The following is a 17,643-nucleotide window of genomic DNA, read 5'->3' as shown; positions in this document are numbered from 1 at the left end:
AGGAAATGAATAATGAATCATAAAACTGATAATAGAGAGCAATCTATTATAAAGCGAGATACGCCGCTCAATAGAGATTGTTCTCGCTCTTGGCGCCGATTATTACAGACATCGGTTCTACTATCGCCATTATTACTTGCAGGTTGCTCAGGGATTATCTCTGCCGCCGGTCCCGGTGCAGGTGCAATTGTGAATGGTGCCGAAAGTGATATTGATACAGAACTTGCACCAGGAAGTTATCAATTTGTTGAGTTAAAACCAGATACCGTTACCAAATATATGCGTAGTCCTGTCCGTCAGTTAAAAACAACGGTCAGCCAACCAGTGATTCCAGAATTACGCTTAACGCCCGGAGATGTGATTTCGGTATTGATCTCCGATAGCGCCGAAGATGGCGCGCTTTTTGCACCATTATCAGCCGGTGGTACCGTTTTTAATAAGGTGCGTCTGAATAGTCGTGGGATGATTTCACTTCCTTATGTGGGTGAGATTCAACTGCGTGGGCTAACAACGACTCAAGCCGAAGCAAAAATTCGTGGGCAGCTTGCTAAAGTTGTCTCCGATCCGCAGGTCTTTATCAATATTACTGGTGATTTAGGCGGGTCTATTTTGGTCGCCGGCGATGTAAATAAACCGGGGCGCTATTCGACATTAGAAGGTCCATTAACGATTCTGGATGTGGTTAACCTTGCTGGGGGGCCAAAGTTAGAACCTTATCTTGTGGATGTGGTTGTCCGAAGTGGAAAAAATGTCACGCGTTATAACTATGAAGATTTACTCAATGGCTTAAATCATCCGATTGCGGCAAATACAGAAGTGGTGGTAGAGCGGGCGAAAAAACGTTTTGTCGCAATGGGGGCAGTACATAAACCAGGTTTACATGATTTTCCGTCAAAGAATCCGACCTTGCTCGATGTACTCGGCACTATCGGTGGCTTAAGTGAGCAGAAAGCCAATGCAAGCGGTGTTTTTATCTTCCGTCTCTCTGATGGCTCAACATATGATGCTGCAACGCATACCATTACCGAGAAAGCGAAACCAATGGTATTTCAGCTGAACTTAAAAGATCCAACATCGCTCTTTGTTGCACAGCAATTTCAGGTTGAGCCCGATGATGCGATCTATGTGACGAATGCCGGTGTGTATGAAGTGCAAAAGATTATCTCTCCCATTATCCAGATGCTTGTACTGGGTAATGCTGTAAGTAACTAAGGGATGGAATCGAGATGCAAGATACCAAGCGCACTCCACTACGCATAATGAAGGATGTCATCTTTGCGTTAGTTCTACGGGAATATCTCACTCGCTTTGGGAGCCGTAGAATGGGGGTGTTTTGGGTCTTTTTCGAGCCGATGATCAATATTGCATTTATGATGTTTATCTTTACGGTGATTAGAGCAAGGGCAGTGCCGGGAATGGAGTTCCCTATCTTTCTCCTAACAGGGATGATTCCTTTCTTTTTAATGCGCAATATTGTCTTTAAGCTGATGGAAGCAATTAATGCCAATCAGGCTCTCTTTGCTTATCCCAATATTAAGATATTCGACACCTATGTCGCACGGGTACTTGTTGAACTCTCGATTAGTAGCGGTGTGTATCTTATCTTTCTTTTTATTTTGGGTTTTTGGTTTCATTACGATGTTCTGGTTGCGTATCCGCTCGAATGGCTTTTTGCGTTATTAGTTGGGTTACTCTTCTCCTTTGGGTTAGGCGTGTTATTTTCAGTAATCACGGTTGTAATGCCCAATGCAAAAAGCTTTATTCGCATTATCTTTTTACCGATGTACCTTATTTCCGGCGTGATTTTCCCACTGTGGATTATTCCCGAAAAATATCTCCCATGGGTGCTTTGGAATCCTTATGCACACATTGTGAGTAACATCCGAGAAGGGGTATTTACCGCCTATCCAGAAATCCCCGGCGTCAGCCAAATCTATCCGCTTATCTGTACAGCGATAGCGTTATTTATCGGCCTTGGGCTCTATCGAGTACGGCGGCAGAGGTTACTGATTAAATGATACAGATTGAGAATTTAACAAAATCGTATCTGCATCATAAAGCAGGGCGAAAGTATGTTTTTCGGGATCTTAGTTTTACGATTCCCGATGGTAAGAATGTAGCAATTATCGGCAAAAATGGTGCCGGTAAATCAACCTTGATGAATCTCCTTGCCAAGGTGGATTCCCCAGATAGTGGGCGAATCATTACCGATAAGAGTATCTCTTGGCCGGTTGGGCTTTCTGGTGGTTTTCAGGGGTCGCTCACAGCGCGTGAAAATGTGAAGTTTATCGCTCGCACTCAAGGTTTTCGCGGTTTAGCAATGCAAGAGAAAGTAAAGTATGTTGAAGAGTTTGCTGAAATTGGCGATTATTTTGACCTCCCAACGAAGACTTATTCCTCCGGTATGAGAGGGCGAGTTGCTTTCGGATTAAGTCTTGCCTTCGATTTTGATTACTACATCGTCGATGAAGCAATGTCAGTTGGTGATGCGCATTTTAAACGAAAGGCGAGCCAAGCCTTTAAAGATAAAGTGGGGAAGGCAAATATTATTTTGGTGACTCATGGAATGACACAGGTAAGAACTATGTGTGACCTAGTCATTATCTTAGATAATGGCAAAGCCGAGATCTACGATGATGTGGAAGAAGGTATTAAGGTTTATCAAAACTTATAAGTATTTAATTTTATAACGGGTGGCTTATATGCCACTTTTTTAGAGGTTTTTTAGTCGTATGGTAAATAGCTTACAAATAGTAGCGGATGCGGTTACAGATCAAATCGGGATTTTAAAGAAATGGCAAGAGAAGCTTGTGGGTAACCACAATATTGATCAGGCTATTGATCTGATTCTCGCATGTGAAGGACGCACTATTATCTCTGGTGTTGGTAAGTCTGGCTTAATTGGTAAAAAAATCGTGGCAACTTTTGCATCTACCGGTACGCCAAGCTTTTTTCTGCACCCGACCGAAGCATTCCATGGTGATTTAGGGATGATTAAACCTTCCGATCTTCTGATTCTGATCTCTTATAGTGGTGAAACGGATGAGGTTAATAAGCTTATCCCTAGCCTTAAAAGTTTTGGTAATAAAATTATCGGGATTACGGGAAATGCAGACTCTACATTAGCAAAGTATAGCGATGTCTTTTTAGATATCGGTGTTGAACGAGAGATCTGTCCTAATAATTTGGCGCCAACCTCTTCGACGCTCATTACCCTTGCACTAGGTGATGCGCTGGCAGTTGCACTGATGAAGCAACGTGATTTTAGAGCAGAGGATTTTGCTCGATTTCATCCCGGTGGGAGTTTGGGGAAAAAGTTATTAAGTAAAGTTAAGGATTATATGATTACGGATAACTTGCCCTTTGTTAAGCAGACAGCATCTTTAGCAAGTTGCTTATTGAAAATGACAGAGTCAAAAACAGGACTAGCTTTAGTCGGCTCTAAAAAGGATTTGAGAGGAATTATTACTGATGGAGACATCCGGCGGGCACTTTTGTCAAACAATATGAATATAAATGTGATTGCGCAGAAAATAATGACGGAAAACCCTATTTGTATTGATGATGAAGAGTATCTTGTGGCGGCTGAAAATGTATTAAAAGAGAATAAGATACGTAGCCTTATAGTAAGGAAAAAAGGTACTACAGAGATAGTGGGTCTATTTGAATAATTAGTTTTAATGACTTTAATAAGTAACACATAAATTGGATATTAATTAGTATGGAAATTTTATTTTTTTTAGAACCATGTATAGAACATGGGAACCCTTTTTTTCGTTATGCTTCTTTAAGGGGGCCGATAGTTTCTCAAGCAAAAAATTTAAAAAAAAGTCATAAAACAACATTGTTTACTAGTGAACATTTGGCTAATAAATTGATTTCAGATGGTTTTGGAGATTGCTTTAATAAAATTGTTGGAGTGAACTCTTTGGACTGGGAACAAAATGAAAGTTCATACAAACGTCTTGTTAGACACCAAAAAAAACTTATAGTAGATAGTGATATAGAATTCATTAGATCACATTTTCATTCATTATTAGGACGAGATTATACTCCAGACGTTATTATGGTCTGGGAAAGTCCGGCTTATTTTTTTGAAAAAATATACGATAATGCAATGACTATACATCAAACGCCGGGATTTTTTTCAAGACCGCCATATCCATCTTTGGTTATGTTTGATAATGAGTTATTGAATGTAAATCATTTTAAAGAGTGCCAACATGTTGATATTTTTCCAGAAGAAATAGAGTCTTTTCAACATTACAGAGATAAGAGTCTATCTTTTTTAAAAAAAACAAGTCCTTTGGAAGAGCACATAACTAACATTTACAAAAAGTTTGATTATGTTGTTTTATTCCCATTACAAGTTGATAGTTATTTTATGATAAATAGCTTGTTAGATGATGGTATAACCCAGTTTGACTTATTAGTCGATATACTTAAGAAAACTCCTAAAAATATTGGTGTTTGGGTTACCAACTATATTTCAAAAGATATTCAGAGTAGCGTTTTAACAGAAAATAATATAGATTTTTTGAAAAATAACTTTGATAATTTTATATATATAAATGATTGTGACAATACTCCATATGTTTCTCAATTCATTACACCTTTTATTGATGGAGTTATGACGATATCATCATCCGTTGGTTATCAAGCTGCATTTTATAAGAAACAACTATATTTACTAGGAGCTCAGAATCAACTTACTTCATTATGTTCAGCTTCTTCTCTGGAACAATTTTATAAAAATATAGAAGTCAAAAAGTTGAATGAAAAAGATGATGAAATAATTAAAGTTATAAAAAGCAAGCATCTTCCGTCATCATTTTTTACAGGGGATAAATATGCCTCATGGTTAGAAGATATTGTAAAAAATCGTGAAGTCAAACCATGGAGTGATAATGTCGGTACCTCTTTAATAGCGCTTCAGAGAGAAGAACAACTTTTAAAAGAAATTGGTTTTTTCAATAGATCAGGAGAAGTTATTACCAATGACTTTTGTAATGAACTATCTGTTGAAATAAAAAAATATGATGTTATATCATTTGATATTTTTGATACTTTATTATATCGACCATTTAAATTCCCTTCCGATCTATTTAGGTTTATAGAAAGTGATGTTCATACTCTTTTAGAAGATCGAACAATTGATTTCCACTTAATACGAACAAATGCCGAAAAAGAAGCTTTTAAAAAGGCTTTATTGAATAACAAAAATGAAATATCAATAGATGATATTTATGATGAAATAGCTATTGAGCTTAAATTAACCGACGATAAAAAGGATATATTAAAAAAACTGGAGATGGATTCTGAAATGTTTTTCTTATATCCAAGAAAAAGTGGATTGGCTGCTTTTAAAGAAGCAATATCATCAGGAAAAACAGTTATTTTGATATCTGATATGTATTTACCTGTTAGCTTTTTAGAAAAAGTTCTTCATAAAAATGGGTATATAGGGTATGAAAAGTTATTTGTTTCCTCATCCTACGATGCAAAAAAACATAATGGAAGGTTATTTGATGTAGTCTTAGAGAGTATTGTTTTTCCGCCTTCGAGTATCTTGCATATTGGTGACAATGAAATAGGGGATATTAAACAAGCAAAATCACGAGGTATAGCAACATTTCATCTCAATAAGGCTATTGATTTATTTGAAAATAATAGCGCTTACATTCGACCTTGGAAAAGAGATGAAAGAAATCATCCTTTAGATTGGCGTATTATTCTTTCTATCTGGGGACAAAAACTTCATGATAATCCTAGGAAAATATATCGCAGAGGAACAGTCTTTAATGCTGATAGGTGGCAATTAGGGTACATGGGACTTGGAGCCTTATTATTAGGATATACTAAATGGTTAATTGAAGAATTTATTAAGGATAAAGTTGATACGCTTTATTTTTTAGCTCGAGATGGAAAAATTATGAAAGAAGCTTATGATGCTCTTTCTCCATTATATAAAGATGCTCCTAAATCGGTATACATGCTCTGTTCACGTCGCTCGATTAATTTAGCAAAGGTAAAGAAACGCACTGATATTTTAGATTTATTATATGTTGATTTTGCTCATAGAGTTTCTCTCGGTCATCTTTTAGAGAATAGATTTGGTCTTACTTATATAGTGGTTGATCAAGATATTTTAAAAAAATATGGGCTAACTTGGCAAAGTAGAATTACAAAAGATGATCTACCTCGTTTAAGGAAATTAATGATCGAACTAGAAAATAATGTCATGGAAGTTGCTAGTTCTGAACGAGAAAACTACTTAGATTATTTAAGATCAATTGGGATAATGGATAAGAATGAAAAGAGTGCAATTGTTGATATTGGATATGCCGGAACAATGCAACAATCATTATTTCAATTATTGAATAAAAAAATATCGGGTTATTATTTAATTACATTCAGAAAAGCAATAGAGAGATTAGAGAAGAACTCATTAAACTTAACGGCTTTTCTTGCAGAATTTGTAGATAGGCATGACACGTATCATCCATTTTGTCGCTATGTGCCCCTTTATGAAACATTATTTAGTAGTACTGATTGTAGTTTCATAAAAATGAGTAAAACTTGGGATGGTAAGTTACAACCAATCTTTATGCAAGAAACCGATATGGAAAATGAAAGGATCGGTTTTGTAAGAATGGTGCATAAAGGTGCTTTAGAATTTATTAATGATTGTGTTGATATTTTAGGGCAAGAATTAAAAAAAATAGATATAGAGCCAAATAAAACTTTACGCTTATTAGATCAATTATTTTCAGATCCTCATCCGAGGGATGCTAGACTTTTCGCTGGTATTTCTTTTGAAGATGCTTATGGTGGGAATTCGCAAAGAATTATTCTTTCAGAAAGTGTGGAAAAAGATGGTGTTGGTATTTGGCGTAAAGCAGTAGAAATATTATCTCAGCAAGAAAGTAAAGAAGATATAAAGAAGGCTACAATAAAAAAAGGTGGGGCTAACCCCTATAGTTTGAGTAGTTCTCATCAAGATAAAGGTGTTCTTCAGCATTGTATCTATTACTTTATTACAAAATTTGCTTCAGAAAATAAAAAACAAAAGTTTCTTAAAAACCCACAATTGTTTTTCCATGACTCGAAATCACAGATTATAAAGGCTTTAGGAAAACTTTATTTATTATAGGCAGAAAGGATAAATATTATAATGATTGAGGAAGGTGACTTTATTAATATTATAAATAATAGTGGCGGGTATTTAAAGTTAAAAGTCAATAATACTGATGATGATACTTTAATAGTAGCATTTGGCGCTGCAGATTATATTAATAAAATTTATTTATTAGAAAACCAAATAAATTTTTTATCTAAAAATGTTTTGTTTTTTAATTCTGATAAAAATGACTGGTTTGTTGAGGCAAAAAGCTTTTTAAATAGTGAATCAGTAGAAAAATCTGCTTCAGTTTTAGAGGAGATATTAAAGCAAATTTGTAAAAAATATTCTATTAATAAATTAACTTTTATAGGACATTCTATGGGGGCATATGGGGTGTTAATTTATACACAACTTATGGAGTTTTCTCAGCAACAAAACATAATAGTATCTTGTCCTAAAATTGATCTAGAAATTAATTCTATAAGAAGAGTTTATAAAGTCAAAAGTAATAATAGATTTAAAAATCAAAGAAAAATAACAACATCATTAAATAAATTAAATGATTTAGATAATAAAAAGTTTTATTTTTTATATGGAGAAAAAGATCTGCTGGATACAGAGTGTATTTTGGAATATAGAAGAAATTTTTTATCCTTTAATCAGGTTGTGATGGAGACCGTTTCTTTTTTAGATTCAGATCATTACTTATTAAATTCATTTAAAAATATTGGTTTTAATATGACCATAAACTCCCTATTAAATTGTGATTTCGATTCTATTATAGGCCAAGGGGATTTGCATAATAAACTCTCACTAGAAGATATTAGTACATTGTCATCTATACCCAGGGATGAAGAAGCATATTTTCTATTTTTAAATAAAATGTTAAAAAAGTATCCTGAGTTTTTTCATGCTTTAAATAGATTGGGAGTGCAAGAACTAAAATCAGGTAGATTAAGGAGTGGGCTCCAATATTTACAAAGAGCTCACAGGATATCCCCATCTGACATGAATACCAATACTCATTTGGCTAAGTGTTATATGCGATTACAGAAGCCAAAAGCAGCCCTTGTACATTATTCATTTTGTTTTACAAACTCAAAACGAGAAGATGAGCGCTCTTATTATAAACAACTGTTGAATGTTTTAGAGAGTTTAAACAAAAAGAAATGATATGCAGAGGTATAGTATATTATTATTCAAGTTATATTTCCTTGTGTTGTTAGATAGTGTAATCCTCCCTAAAAATAATACCGACTATAAGTAGAATTTTCTCGTATTATTTACTTAGGAGAAATTGACTATGAAAAAATCAAAATTCACAGACACACAAATCATGTCGATCTTAAAGCAGAATGAATCAGGCGTGCAAGTGACCGATTTATGTCGAGAGCATGGGATTAGTTCGGCGACATTTTATAAGTGGCGTTCAAAATATGGAGGCATGGATGCCTCGATGATTACTCGCTTAAAAGAGCTAGAAGCGGAGAATGCAAGGCTCAAAAAAATGTATGCTGAAGAATGTTTAAAGTCCCGTATCCGCCAAGAAGCTTTAGAGGGAAAGTGGTAAAGCCATCTCAACGAAAAGAGATGGCTAAAGCTGTTTTAAAGACTCAAGATATCTCCATTCGTTTAGTTTGTGAGATATTTGGGATTAGCAAAACGGCTTTTCACTATCAGGCCAAAGCCTCTTCCGAAAACAGACTCATTGAAACTTGGTTACTGAAGTTAACTAAAGCTCATAAGCGTTGGGGTTTTGGTTTATGTTTTGATTATTTGAGAAATATTCAAAAGTTCCGATGGAATCATAAACGAGTTTTAAGAGTTTATCGGGAATTAGAGCTTAATCTCAGAATTAAACCTAAAAAACGAATCATCAGAAATTGCCCCGAAGCATTGGGATTAGCGACAGATATTAATCAAATATGGTCGATGGATTTTATGTCTGACAGCTTGCAAAATGGACGTTATTTCCGAACTTTTAATGTGATTGATGATTATAATCGAGAAGGTCTTTGCGTGGATATTGATTTTAGTTTACCGACAGAAAAAGTGATTCGCTCCTTAGAGAGAATTATTGAATGGAGAGGAAAGCCTGCAGCGATTCGATGTGATAATGGCCCTGAATATATTAGCCAGAAATTAATTGATTGGGCTAATTCAAAGAAGATCACTCTGATCTATACTCAACCGGGGAAACCCACACAAAATGCTTATATTGAGCGATTTAACCGCACCGTAAGAGAGGAGTTACTATCGAATTATCTGTTTGGAACAATCAATGAAGCACAAATTTACTCCACTAAATGGCTATGGAGTTATAATAATGAAAGACCCCATTCAGCCATTGGATCTGTGCCACCGTGTCAACTTTAATAAACCAAGAGAAACCTTCTACTTTTAAATAGCCCTAAAAAGGGGAGGTTTACACTAACGTGATTATTTTCACACCATTTTGTAAAAGCTAAAGAAGTCATTTCACTGCCATTATCGACACGAATCATTCTAGGAACGCCTCTTTCTTCTTTAAGTTGCTCTAAAACTCTCACAACTCTAGTGGCCGGTAGTGAGGTATCAACGACAATATCTAAAGCTTCTCGTGTACCCTCGTAAGCTTTATGTAATCGTAATACTTTGAAATAATGATTCATGATCACCTCCCACAAAGTGCTATAATTTCGTCCTTATATTTAATTCTTGGGGCGAAAATATAGCGCTTTTTTGTTGGGATAAGCGTCATTTAGGTGGGCTATTTCGCATATGGGTGAAGGAAGTTATTGCGCATGATCATTACCTTTTCTGCAGGTTTAAAGCGAAAGCGTGCTTTGTTGGAGCAGGTCTTAGATACGGCAGACAAAGATGTTGTTGTCGGCTGGGGCAATAAGGCGAATACGCGAAAGGCGCGGGGCTATGCGATGAAGCATCAGCTCCCTTTTGTTGCGCTTGAAGATGGCTTCCTTCGCTCGATGGATCTGGGCGTGAATGGAGAAGCGCCATTATCAATTGTAGTGGATGATTTGGGGATCTATTATGATGCCTCGAAACCTTCCCGCTTAGAGCAGTTGATTTTAAGTGGAGAGATGTCGGAATCGCTCTTAGCGAATGGCGCACGGGCGCTTGATTTGATCTTGACCCATCAACTAACGAAATATAATGCCATTCCGGAAGATCTGCCGGCAAATTTAACCTTTGAGGCAGAGAGAGAGCATCTCTTAATCATCGACCAAACTTTTGGCGATCTGTCTTTGCAATATGGTGGCATCAAAGCGGCGACCTTTCTCACCATGTTAGAGAGTGCAAAGCGGGAGCATCCGGAGGCGGTGATCTGGATTAAGATTCATCCCGATGTCTTAGCGGGGAAGAAGCAGGGGCATTTTACCGAGGTGATGCCGGCATTAGCGCGAGATCCACAAATTCGGCTCTTAGCGGAGAATATTCATCCCCATACTTTATTGAAGAAGATGGACTCTATCTATGTTGCCACCTCACAAATGGGGTTTGAGGCTCTGATGCTCGGCAAAAAAGTGGTCACCTTTGGTCTGCCGTGGTATGCCGGTTGGGGATTGACGGAAGATCGCCATCCACAAGTTTTAGCACCGGAGTTTAAATCCCGTCGCCGACACGCGACACTTCTTGAGCTCTTTACCGCGAGTTACCTGCAATATTGCCGTTATCTCAATCCTTATACCGGCAGAAGAGGAACGATCTTTGATGTGATCGATTATCTCATCATGATGAAACGGCGGGAGAAGCTCCTTGCGGGAGAGATCTGGGTAGTGGGCTTATCGTTCTGGAAGCGGAAAATCATTACCCCTTTTTTACGCGCGGTGAATAATGGGCTTCGTTTCTTTAAGAATCAGGCTGCAGTTGAGCATGCTTATGCAGAAATGCATAAGCGGATCGATCGAAATACAGAGAATTCAGAAAACTTAGAAAAATCAGAAGATTCAGATCATGCAGAAAATAAGATTCGGCTTCTTATCTGGGGGAAGAAGTTTCCGCAATTGGTAGAGTGGGCGAATCAGCAGCAACTCCCGATCTTAAGGATGGAAGATGGTTTTATCCGCTCCGTGGGCCTAGGCTCTAACCTTGTACCGCCGCGCTCTTTAGTGCTCGATGATTTAGGCATCTATTTTGATGCAAGTACCCCTTCACGCTTAGAGCAGATCTTAAGCGAAACCACTTTTGATGCCGAGCTATTAGCCGAAGCGGCAACATTGCAGAAAGATCTTATCAATTTTAAGATCGGTAAATATAATGTGGGCCGGCAAGATTGTACCTTACCGAAAGCGGGCGAGAGACCGATCCTCCTAGTGCCGGGGCAGGTGGAAGATGATGCCTCCATTCAGACCGGCACGCGCGATATCAATACCAATTTAGCACTGCTCAAAGAGGTTCGCCGGCAAAACCCAGAGGCCTATATCGTCTACAAACCCCATCCCGATGTGGTGAGTGGAAATCGCGTCGGTATTGTGCCGGAAGCGGTGGCAAAAGCATATGCCGATGAGGTGATGATCGATGGTGATATCATCGCGCTGATCGAGCAGTGTGATGAACTCCATACCATGACATCGCTCTCCGGCTTCGAAGCGCTCCTCCGGGGGAAAAAGGTCTTCTGCTACGGCATCCCTTTCTATGCAAACTGGGGCTTAACGGAAGATCGCCACACCTTAACCGGCAGAAGGGGCAGAAAGCTCACGCTATTAGAACTGATCGCCGGCACGCTCATCCTCTATCCCACCTATCTCAATATCGATACCGGCAAAATTACCAACGCCACCACCACGCTACAAGCTTTAGTGACTGAGCGGAGTAAACAGAAATCCACCAAGCTCAAAACCACCTACTTAGGCAGAAAATGGCAACAGCTAAAGGGATTGATACGGACGATGGGGTGGTGATGGGGAAGTTTATCCTAAAAGGTCTCAAGCGTACAGATCATAACTTAACTTACATTTTCACATCTAGAATTTTTATTTTTTAGATGGGTTTTGTTTATTGTTTCTAGGAATCCAAATGAGATCTTTTTTAGGGCTATGAAGTCCATCTATATGTTCAAACAATTCTGAATTAATATTGAGCCCCATAGGATCTAATATAAAATCAATTCCCTCTCTTCTAGCCAGCTTTGCAGCGGGTACAAAGTCAGCATCACCTGCAATCAAGATGATTTGTTTGACAAGCTTTTTAAGAGTTAATGAGGAGATATCTATTCCGATTTTCATATCAACACCTTTTTGTCTAAAAGAGAGGTGAACGTCATCTTTAGTAATATCCTCAAATCTTTTTTTATCCTTTAATAGATCTTGAATCACTCTATCTTTGTATGTCCAGTTGGTATGTGTGATCTCCCCAAATCTAAGGGCAACCTTTCTAAGTTTTTTGAGTTCGGTATGCAGCGCTGTTCTGAATTGATATTCTTTAGTTTTAGTTGAATCGTAGGCATCTTTAGAGATTGGGTTATGCCCTTTATATTGAGCAGGTGGGCAATCATAAAAAAAGATTCTATAAAGATCTCGTTTTCTACCCTCTTTCTTTGTATTTAAGTGGGATAGAGCATACTCAAAAATGAAAGTAGCGACTTTTTGGGGATCATAGCAGATCGTATTGATCTCTTCTTGCGACAAACCTTTAGGGTATTTTTTACTTAAATAACGAGATCTTTTTATTAAAAAAGCACCGTCAATGAGTATTGCTGTTGACATATTTTCATTACCTCTAAAAACAAAAAGCCCGAATGGTTCGGCGCTACCTGAGATAAGGCGGTAGGCTTACTGCAAACGGGCATATATCTGTATAGAATATTATAGATGAAGCATATTGTTGTCAAATCCTCTTTACTTTCATCGAGTGTTGATTCAATACCTAGTCAGTAATTGGGATTAAAGAGCGCGAGGCGCTTGGTGATACTCAATTTACATATCAACAGTTGCTGATTAGGTGTTTAGATTGTGGGTTTGAGTTTGTTAATAAAGAGCTATCAGCACAAACACTTAAGAACCGAGTTAGAGCAGTGAGAAGGGGCTGATTGCTGGCACGCTCATCTACTCTCTTACCAATCTCAATATCGATACCGGCAAAATCAGTAACGCCATCAGCACGCTACAAGCTTTAGTGACTGAGCGTAGTAAACAGAAATCCACCAAGCTCAAAACCACCTACTTAGGCAGAAAGTGGCAACAGCTAAAAGGTTTAATACGGACGATGGGGTGGTAGGTTTGATATTGCTGTCAAAACTTCTTTTAAGAGAAGAGTTGTTACTAAAAGGTTTAATCGAAGGAGAGTAATCAGGTTAAGATCTGATTTCCTGAAGTTTTAATTTTAAATCCAGCCTTTTTCAATTAGGATTTTTTCAGCGATATCGATCTGCCTTTTTGAAAATTGTTGTTTATGTCGATTCCAATTATAAAATCCTTGATAGAGATCTGATCTCTTTTCCTGCTTTTTTAACCAGTGAGTTGTTGCCAATAATTCTAATCCCGCTGAGGATTCAAATCCGTCAATGAGTGCATTCACTCTATTAAAATTAGAGAAGATATCGCCATTTTGCTTTAAAACATGATGCGCTTTAGCAACAGCATTAGGCATTATTTTAATGATTTTTCGAGGATCATCGCCGCCATCTAGATAGCCAGAAATATAGTGACCTTCAATATGTTGTAAAACATGCCTTAAGTTCTCAGCATAAGGACCATAGCTTCCTTTGGTAAATCGTAATCTAAGGTTGTAGCCAGACTCTTGAACAAAGTACATTAACTTATGAAGTTCAAGAAGCGTAATGTACGGATCTATGAGTTTTTTTAAATATTCATCCATTAAACTAATAAGGATGGCGCGACCTTCTGTCATTTTTGGTTTTTTTTCAGACCGAATGGTCACATTGTGTGTCGTTTTTTCTATTGGTTCATACACAAAGATAGAGAGATCTTCTGAGATGGGAGATAGCTTCTCAATTATTCTGTTTTTTACTATAGACCACTCTAATCCACCTAATCCTGCTCCTAATGGGGGGATTGCGATTGATCTGATCTTTCTTGTTCTAATTTCAGTGATTAATGCGTCTAAACCTGCGTTAATATCCTCTATTTTACTTGCACTACGCCAGTGTCTTTTAGTAGGGAAATTGATAATCAGTTTAGGGTTAACGGGACTACCAGTTTCAAAGATAAACATTTTTCCAGGTACAACTTGTTGTAAATCACAGGCCTTTTTATAAGCCTGAAAATTTTCCGGAAATGCTTTTTAAAATTGTAGAGCAATCCCTCGTCCCATTACTCCAACACAATTGACAGTATTGACTAATGCCTCTACATCGGCGTGAAAAAGATTTCCTTGTACGAAGTTAATCATCATTAATAATACCACTCTCTTTTTATAGTGACTTTAGGAGGATGGGTGATGTTTTCTGGCTCTATTATTTTATATCTTAATATTAATCATATTCTGTATTTTCTATATATTGTTGCTTAATATTTATATTTAAGCTATTTTGTATTTGCCCCATTTAATGGAAATGGGGGAGTATCACATGATGTCAACCAGAATAATCCCCCAGTTATTGGTGATTATTCCGATGACAATGCTGTATATATGAATATGCTTAATATGAATATTTATGGTAATACGCATCTTTAGTCCTCCTCGTGAGACTGAAGCAATGATATAATAGATCATATGCAACATATGGTGGCACAGCGGTTTTATCGCAATGAATACGTAAAAGATTACGTTTGTTAAGCCCCAAACAGTATAGGATGGCCACAGTCCGACCTGTTTGGGGTTTTGCATTATATGGCTTAGATGAAATTAAAAAGTTCTGATTGGTACCGAAATAGAGGGTACCTACATTTTGATCAGCAGATCGGGATAAAAGCAGCTCGAGCAATTGTGACAAACCCTAAAAAGGTGGCGCGTCACAGCTTTTATCCAATGTTGAGGTATTGTGCTTTTACAATAAAACTAGGTAAAGCATCAGAAGATGCTTCTTTGGTTAAAACCCATAAAGCACGAGAAATTACTTATGCGTCACATTTAGACTCCCATATTTATGCGTACTACGGGAAAGTTTTAGAATTATCCTATGAGCAGATTCTTTCGCAAGTAAATCTTTCCGATGTTGTTTTAGCTTTTAGAAGGTTAGGTAAGTCGAATGTAGATTTTGCTTATGAGGCTTTCAAGGAGATAGAGTCACGAAAAGATTGTGACGTTATTGCGCTCGATATTACCGGTTTTTTTGATAATCTTGATCACAAACACTTAAAGGATGCTTGGGCAAAACTTCTTCATAAAGATCAATTGCCGGAAGATCATTATGCGGTGTATCGATCATTAACTCGTTACGCTTATTGCATAAGGGATGAGATTTATAGAGAGTTTGAAATCTCTTTAAACAATCCATGGTATCAGCGTAAAAGGATCTGCTCTGCTTATGAGTTTCGATCTCGGGTGAGAGAAAAGGAATATATTTCAATTAATAGTGCAGATAGAGGTATTCCCCAGGGAACAGCTATTAGTGCGTTGCTCTCTAATATCTTTATGTTAAATTTCGACCAAAAATTGCATTCAAAAATGAATGATTTAGGTGGAAGTTATCGTCGTTATTGTGATGATATGTTATTTATACTTCCTAAGTCTCAACAATTTGATGTCGAAAGCTTTGTTGCTTCAGAAATAAAAGCATATGGACTGTCTATTAATTCTAAAAAAACAGAGAAACGACTATTTAGAGATGGTAAAAGTAATAAAGCGCTTCAATACTTAGGATTTACATATGATGGTAAACGAATTTTGTTAAGATCAGCTGCTTTAGCTCGATTTTCTGAAAAAATGAATAAGTCAATTCGTTTAGTGAAGAATACGGTCAATAAAGAATCTAAAAAAATGGGTTATAAAGTGCCATTACGTAGAAAGAAACTGTATGAAAGATATAGTCACTTAGGACATAGAAACTTCATCACTTATGGGCTTAGAGCTTCTGGAGTTATGAATTCTAAGGCTATTAGAAAACAGATTAAACCATTGTGGGATCGTTTAAATCAGAAGTTAGATGAAGTTGATCAATCGATTAAGGATCAATAAGAGATTCACTAAATAAAAAGAGAGTCGGGACGTACATTAAGTATAATGCAGAGGTACCCGGGCGTATTGTTGAATATAATAGCTGTAACTACTTGTTTTAGCAACAGTTAAAAGGCTTGATCCGAACGATAGTGGTAGGTTTGATTGTGTAAAAAAGGAATTCAAAAGCAGATGAAGACGAGAAAAAATAAGAATATATTGATAGCACTATTGCTCACAGTGTTTGTTGTCGGGCTGATAGTTTTCATTTCTATTTTAGGCGGATTTCATGATACAAAAACCATAAAATTTCCAACGCAATATCAGGCTACTGAATATATTGAGAAGGGGTGGATTCCTCGGGATATACCTGAGAATGCAACAAATATACTGCTTTCTTACGATCTAGATACAAATGTAATCAATGGCAGCTTTCAATCAACTCAAGAAGATATCCGTAAATTTAAGGAGAAGCTGATTGAATCTGAGAAGGCGGAGTTTATTCATAAAAAAAGAATATTAAACCCTGACTTTCAAAGCATTGTAGAGTCTTTTTTGCATAGAGATATCCCCTTTTACAAGAATGATCGTTACTTCTTTGTGATTGAGGATCATACAATATACTTCTTTAGCTTACATCCATAATACATTTTAAAGCCTTTCTAGTAACAGGATGTTTCCATAAAATCAATTATCTCTTTTAGGATTAGTGTATGTGCGCTCTACACAACATAGAAGAGAAAAGAGAGCCCGATGATATCTGCAAGTGAATGCGCGAGGAAGAAGGGGAGCAGATTCTTCGGTCTCAGCCATTTTGTATAGAGAAGAAATAGGAGTGTGCCTAAGAGAAAACCTAAGCCGATCGCGGTTTCTAATCCTTGATAGGTATGAAAACTAAAACGAATCAAGAGGGAATAGAGAAATGCCCATTTGAGGCTGTACGAGCGAAGGGTAAGACAGAGCCCTAAAAAGAAGATCTCCTCATAAAAACCATTGAAAAGGGCATAAAGAATCAGAGAAGGTTCTTTAAAGGCGGAAAAGGGGAATGGAACGGGAGTGCTCCCAACGGAATCGGGATAGAGCAGAAGATAGAAAAGATCCATGCCGAGTGCAGCAAGGAGAAAGATCATCACGGCTTGAGGAATCACCCAACGATTAATGCGAATATGTTGCCCTAATGCGGCAAAATCAAAACCTCTGATCCAAAGATAGATAATAGCTATGAATAAGTAGATGGATTGTGAGAAGAGCGCGCCATAGTTTGCGCTACTTGAAAAGGTGGTTAACGTCTCAATATCGGTCTCATTTTGACTCAACTGCAGATAGAGAATGGAGGATTGGTAGATTGCCGAGCCAAAAAGAATTCCCGTGAGAATCAAAAGGTCGAGCCAAGTAAGATCGGTACATCTCTTTTTCATGCTACAAAATATATTGATCTAAAAATGATGATTTTATGATAGAGG

The 17,643-nt window shown here is 37.2% G+C and carries 12 protein-coding genes and 2 pseudogenes; 10 read left to right on the top strand and 4 right to left on the bottom strand.

Features of this window, described 5'->3' with window-relative positions; all coding sequences use genetic code 11:
• The first annotated feature begins 12 nt into the window (after window positions 1-12).
• The 7 genes from ACPF7B_RS04240 (at window position 13) to ACPF7B_RS04210 (ending at window position 9,499) form a co-directional block, all read left to right on the top strand.
• Window positions 13-1,212: a polysaccharide biosynthesis/export family protein gene (locus ACPF7B_RS04240; RefSeq protein WP_490506383.1), complete on the top strand. Its 1,200-nt coding sequence runs from the start codon at window positions 13-15 to the stop codon at window positions 1,210-1,212.
• A 14-nt stretch (window positions 1,213-1,226) separates the two neighbouring features.
• Window positions 1,227-2,018: an ABC transporter permease gene (locus ACPF7B_RS04235; RefSeq protein WP_490506382.1), complete on the top strand. Its 792-nt coding sequence runs from the start codon at window positions 1,227-1,229 to the stop codon at window positions 2,016-2,018.
• On the top strand, window positions 2,015-2,674 hold the full coding sequence (locus tag ACPF7B_RS04230) for an ABC transporter ATP-binding protein (RefSeq protein ID WP_490506381.1): 660 nt from the start codon (window positions 2,015-2,017) through the stop codon (window positions 2,672-2,674). Before ACPF7B_RS04235 ends, ACPF7B_RS04230 begins: the two co-directional genes overlap by 4 nt.
• A 58-nt stretch (window positions 2,675-2,732) precedes the next feature.
• Window positions 2,733-3,671, top strand: coding sequence for a KpsF/GutQ family sugar-phosphate isomerase (locus ACPF7B_RS04225; RefSeq protein ID WP_490506380.1), 939 nt, complete (start codon window positions 2,733-2,735; stop codon window positions 3,669-3,671).
• Between the two features lie 50 nt (window positions 3,672-3,721).
• Window positions 3,722-7,153 carry an HAD family hydrolase gene (locus ACPF7B_RS04220; protein ID WP_490506379.1) on the top strand — a complete coding sequence of 1,144 codons (3,432 nt, stop codon included), beginning with the start codon at window positions 3,722-3,724 and terminating at the stop codon, window positions 7,151-7,153.
• A gap of 21 nt (window positions 7,154-7,174) precedes the next feature.
• Window positions 7,175-8,296, top strand: coding sequence for an alpha/beta hydrolase (locus ACPF7B_RS04215; protein WP_490506378.1), 1,122 nt, complete (start codon window positions 7,175-7,177; stop codon window positions 8,294-8,296).
• Window positions 8,297-8,426: 130 nt separating this feature from the next.
• Window positions 8,427-9,499, top strand: a protein-coding gene (locus tag ACPF7B_RS04210) for an IS3 family transposase (protein WP_490506130.1) whose coding sequence is annotated in 2 segments (ribosomal slippage) — window positions 8,427-8,688 and window positions 8,688-9,499 — 1,074 coding nt in all. Because the reading frame shifts where the segments join, the coding sequence is not laid out codon by codon here.
• A gap of 50 nt (window positions 9,500-9,549) precedes the next feature.
• On the opposite strand, the pseudogene ACPF7B_RS04205 reads toward ACPF7B_RS04210, so the two are convergent.
• A pseudogene (locus ACPF7B_RS04205) lies at window positions 9,550-9,732 on the bottom strand (DDE-type integrase/transposase/recombinase); the annotation flags it as partial.
• A 174-nt stretch (window positions 9,733-9,906) separates the two neighbouring features.
• Between ACPF7B_RS04205 and ACPF7B_RS04200 the strand changes: the two are divergent.
• A complete protein-coding gene (locus ACPF7B_RS04200; protein WP_490506377.1) occupies window positions 9,907-12,024 on the top strand; it encodes a capsule polysaccharide biogenesis protein in 2,118 nt (705 codons plus the stop codon).
• A gap of 72 nt (window positions 12,025-12,096) precedes the next feature.
• Here ACPF7B_RS04200 and ACPF7B_RS04195 read toward each other — a convergent pair whose 3' ends face one another.
• Together ACPF7B_RS04195 and darG are read right to left on the bottom strand one after the other, a co-directional pair.
• Window positions 12,097-12,828: an NYN domain-containing protein gene (locus ACPF7B_RS04195; RefSeq protein WP_109235746.1), complete on the bottom strand. Its 732-nt coding sequence runs from the start codon at window positions 12,826-12,828 to the stop codon at window positions 12,097-12,099.
• Window positions 12,829-13,444: 616 nt separating this feature from the next.
• A pseudogene (gene darG / locus ACPF7B_RS04190) lies at window positions 13,445-14,353 on the bottom strand (type II toxin-antitoxin system antitoxin DNA ADP-ribosyl glycohydrolase DarG); the annotation flags it as partial.
• 570 nt (window positions 14,354-14,923) lie between these two features.
• Between darG and drt2 the strand changes: the two are divergent.
• Window positions 14,924-16,201, top strand: a complete 1,278-nt coding sequence (drt2, locus tag ACPF7B_RS04185) for an antiviral reverse transcriptase Drt2 (RefSeq protein WP_490506376.1) — start codon at window positions 14,924-14,926, stop codon at window positions 16,199-16,201.
• 171 nt (window positions 16,202-16,372) lie between these two features.
• On the top strand, window positions 16,373-16,825 hold the full coding sequence (locus ACPF7B_RS04180) for a YbbD-related protein (RefSeq protein WP_490506375.1): 453 nt from the start codon (window positions 16,373-16,375) through the stop codon (window positions 16,823-16,825).
• A gap of 77 nt (window positions 16,826-16,902) precedes the next feature.
• On the opposite strand, the gene ACPF7B_RS04175 is transcribed toward ACPF7B_RS04180, so the two are convergent.
• Window positions 16,903-17,598 carry a CPBP family glutamic-type intramembrane protease gene (locus ACPF7B_RS04175; protein WP_490506374.1) on the bottom strand — a complete coding sequence of 232 codons (696 nt, stop codon included), beginning with the start codon at window positions 17,596-17,598 and terminating at the stop codon, window positions 16,903-16,905.
• Between the last annotated feature and the right edge of the window lie 45 nt (window positions 17,599-17,643).

The sequence above is a fragment of the Ignatzschineria sp. 22MB058224 genome (assembly GCF_058188435.1).
Note: the sequence above shows the minus strand (reverse complement) of the source record. Positions and strands in the feature narration are given on the sequence as shown.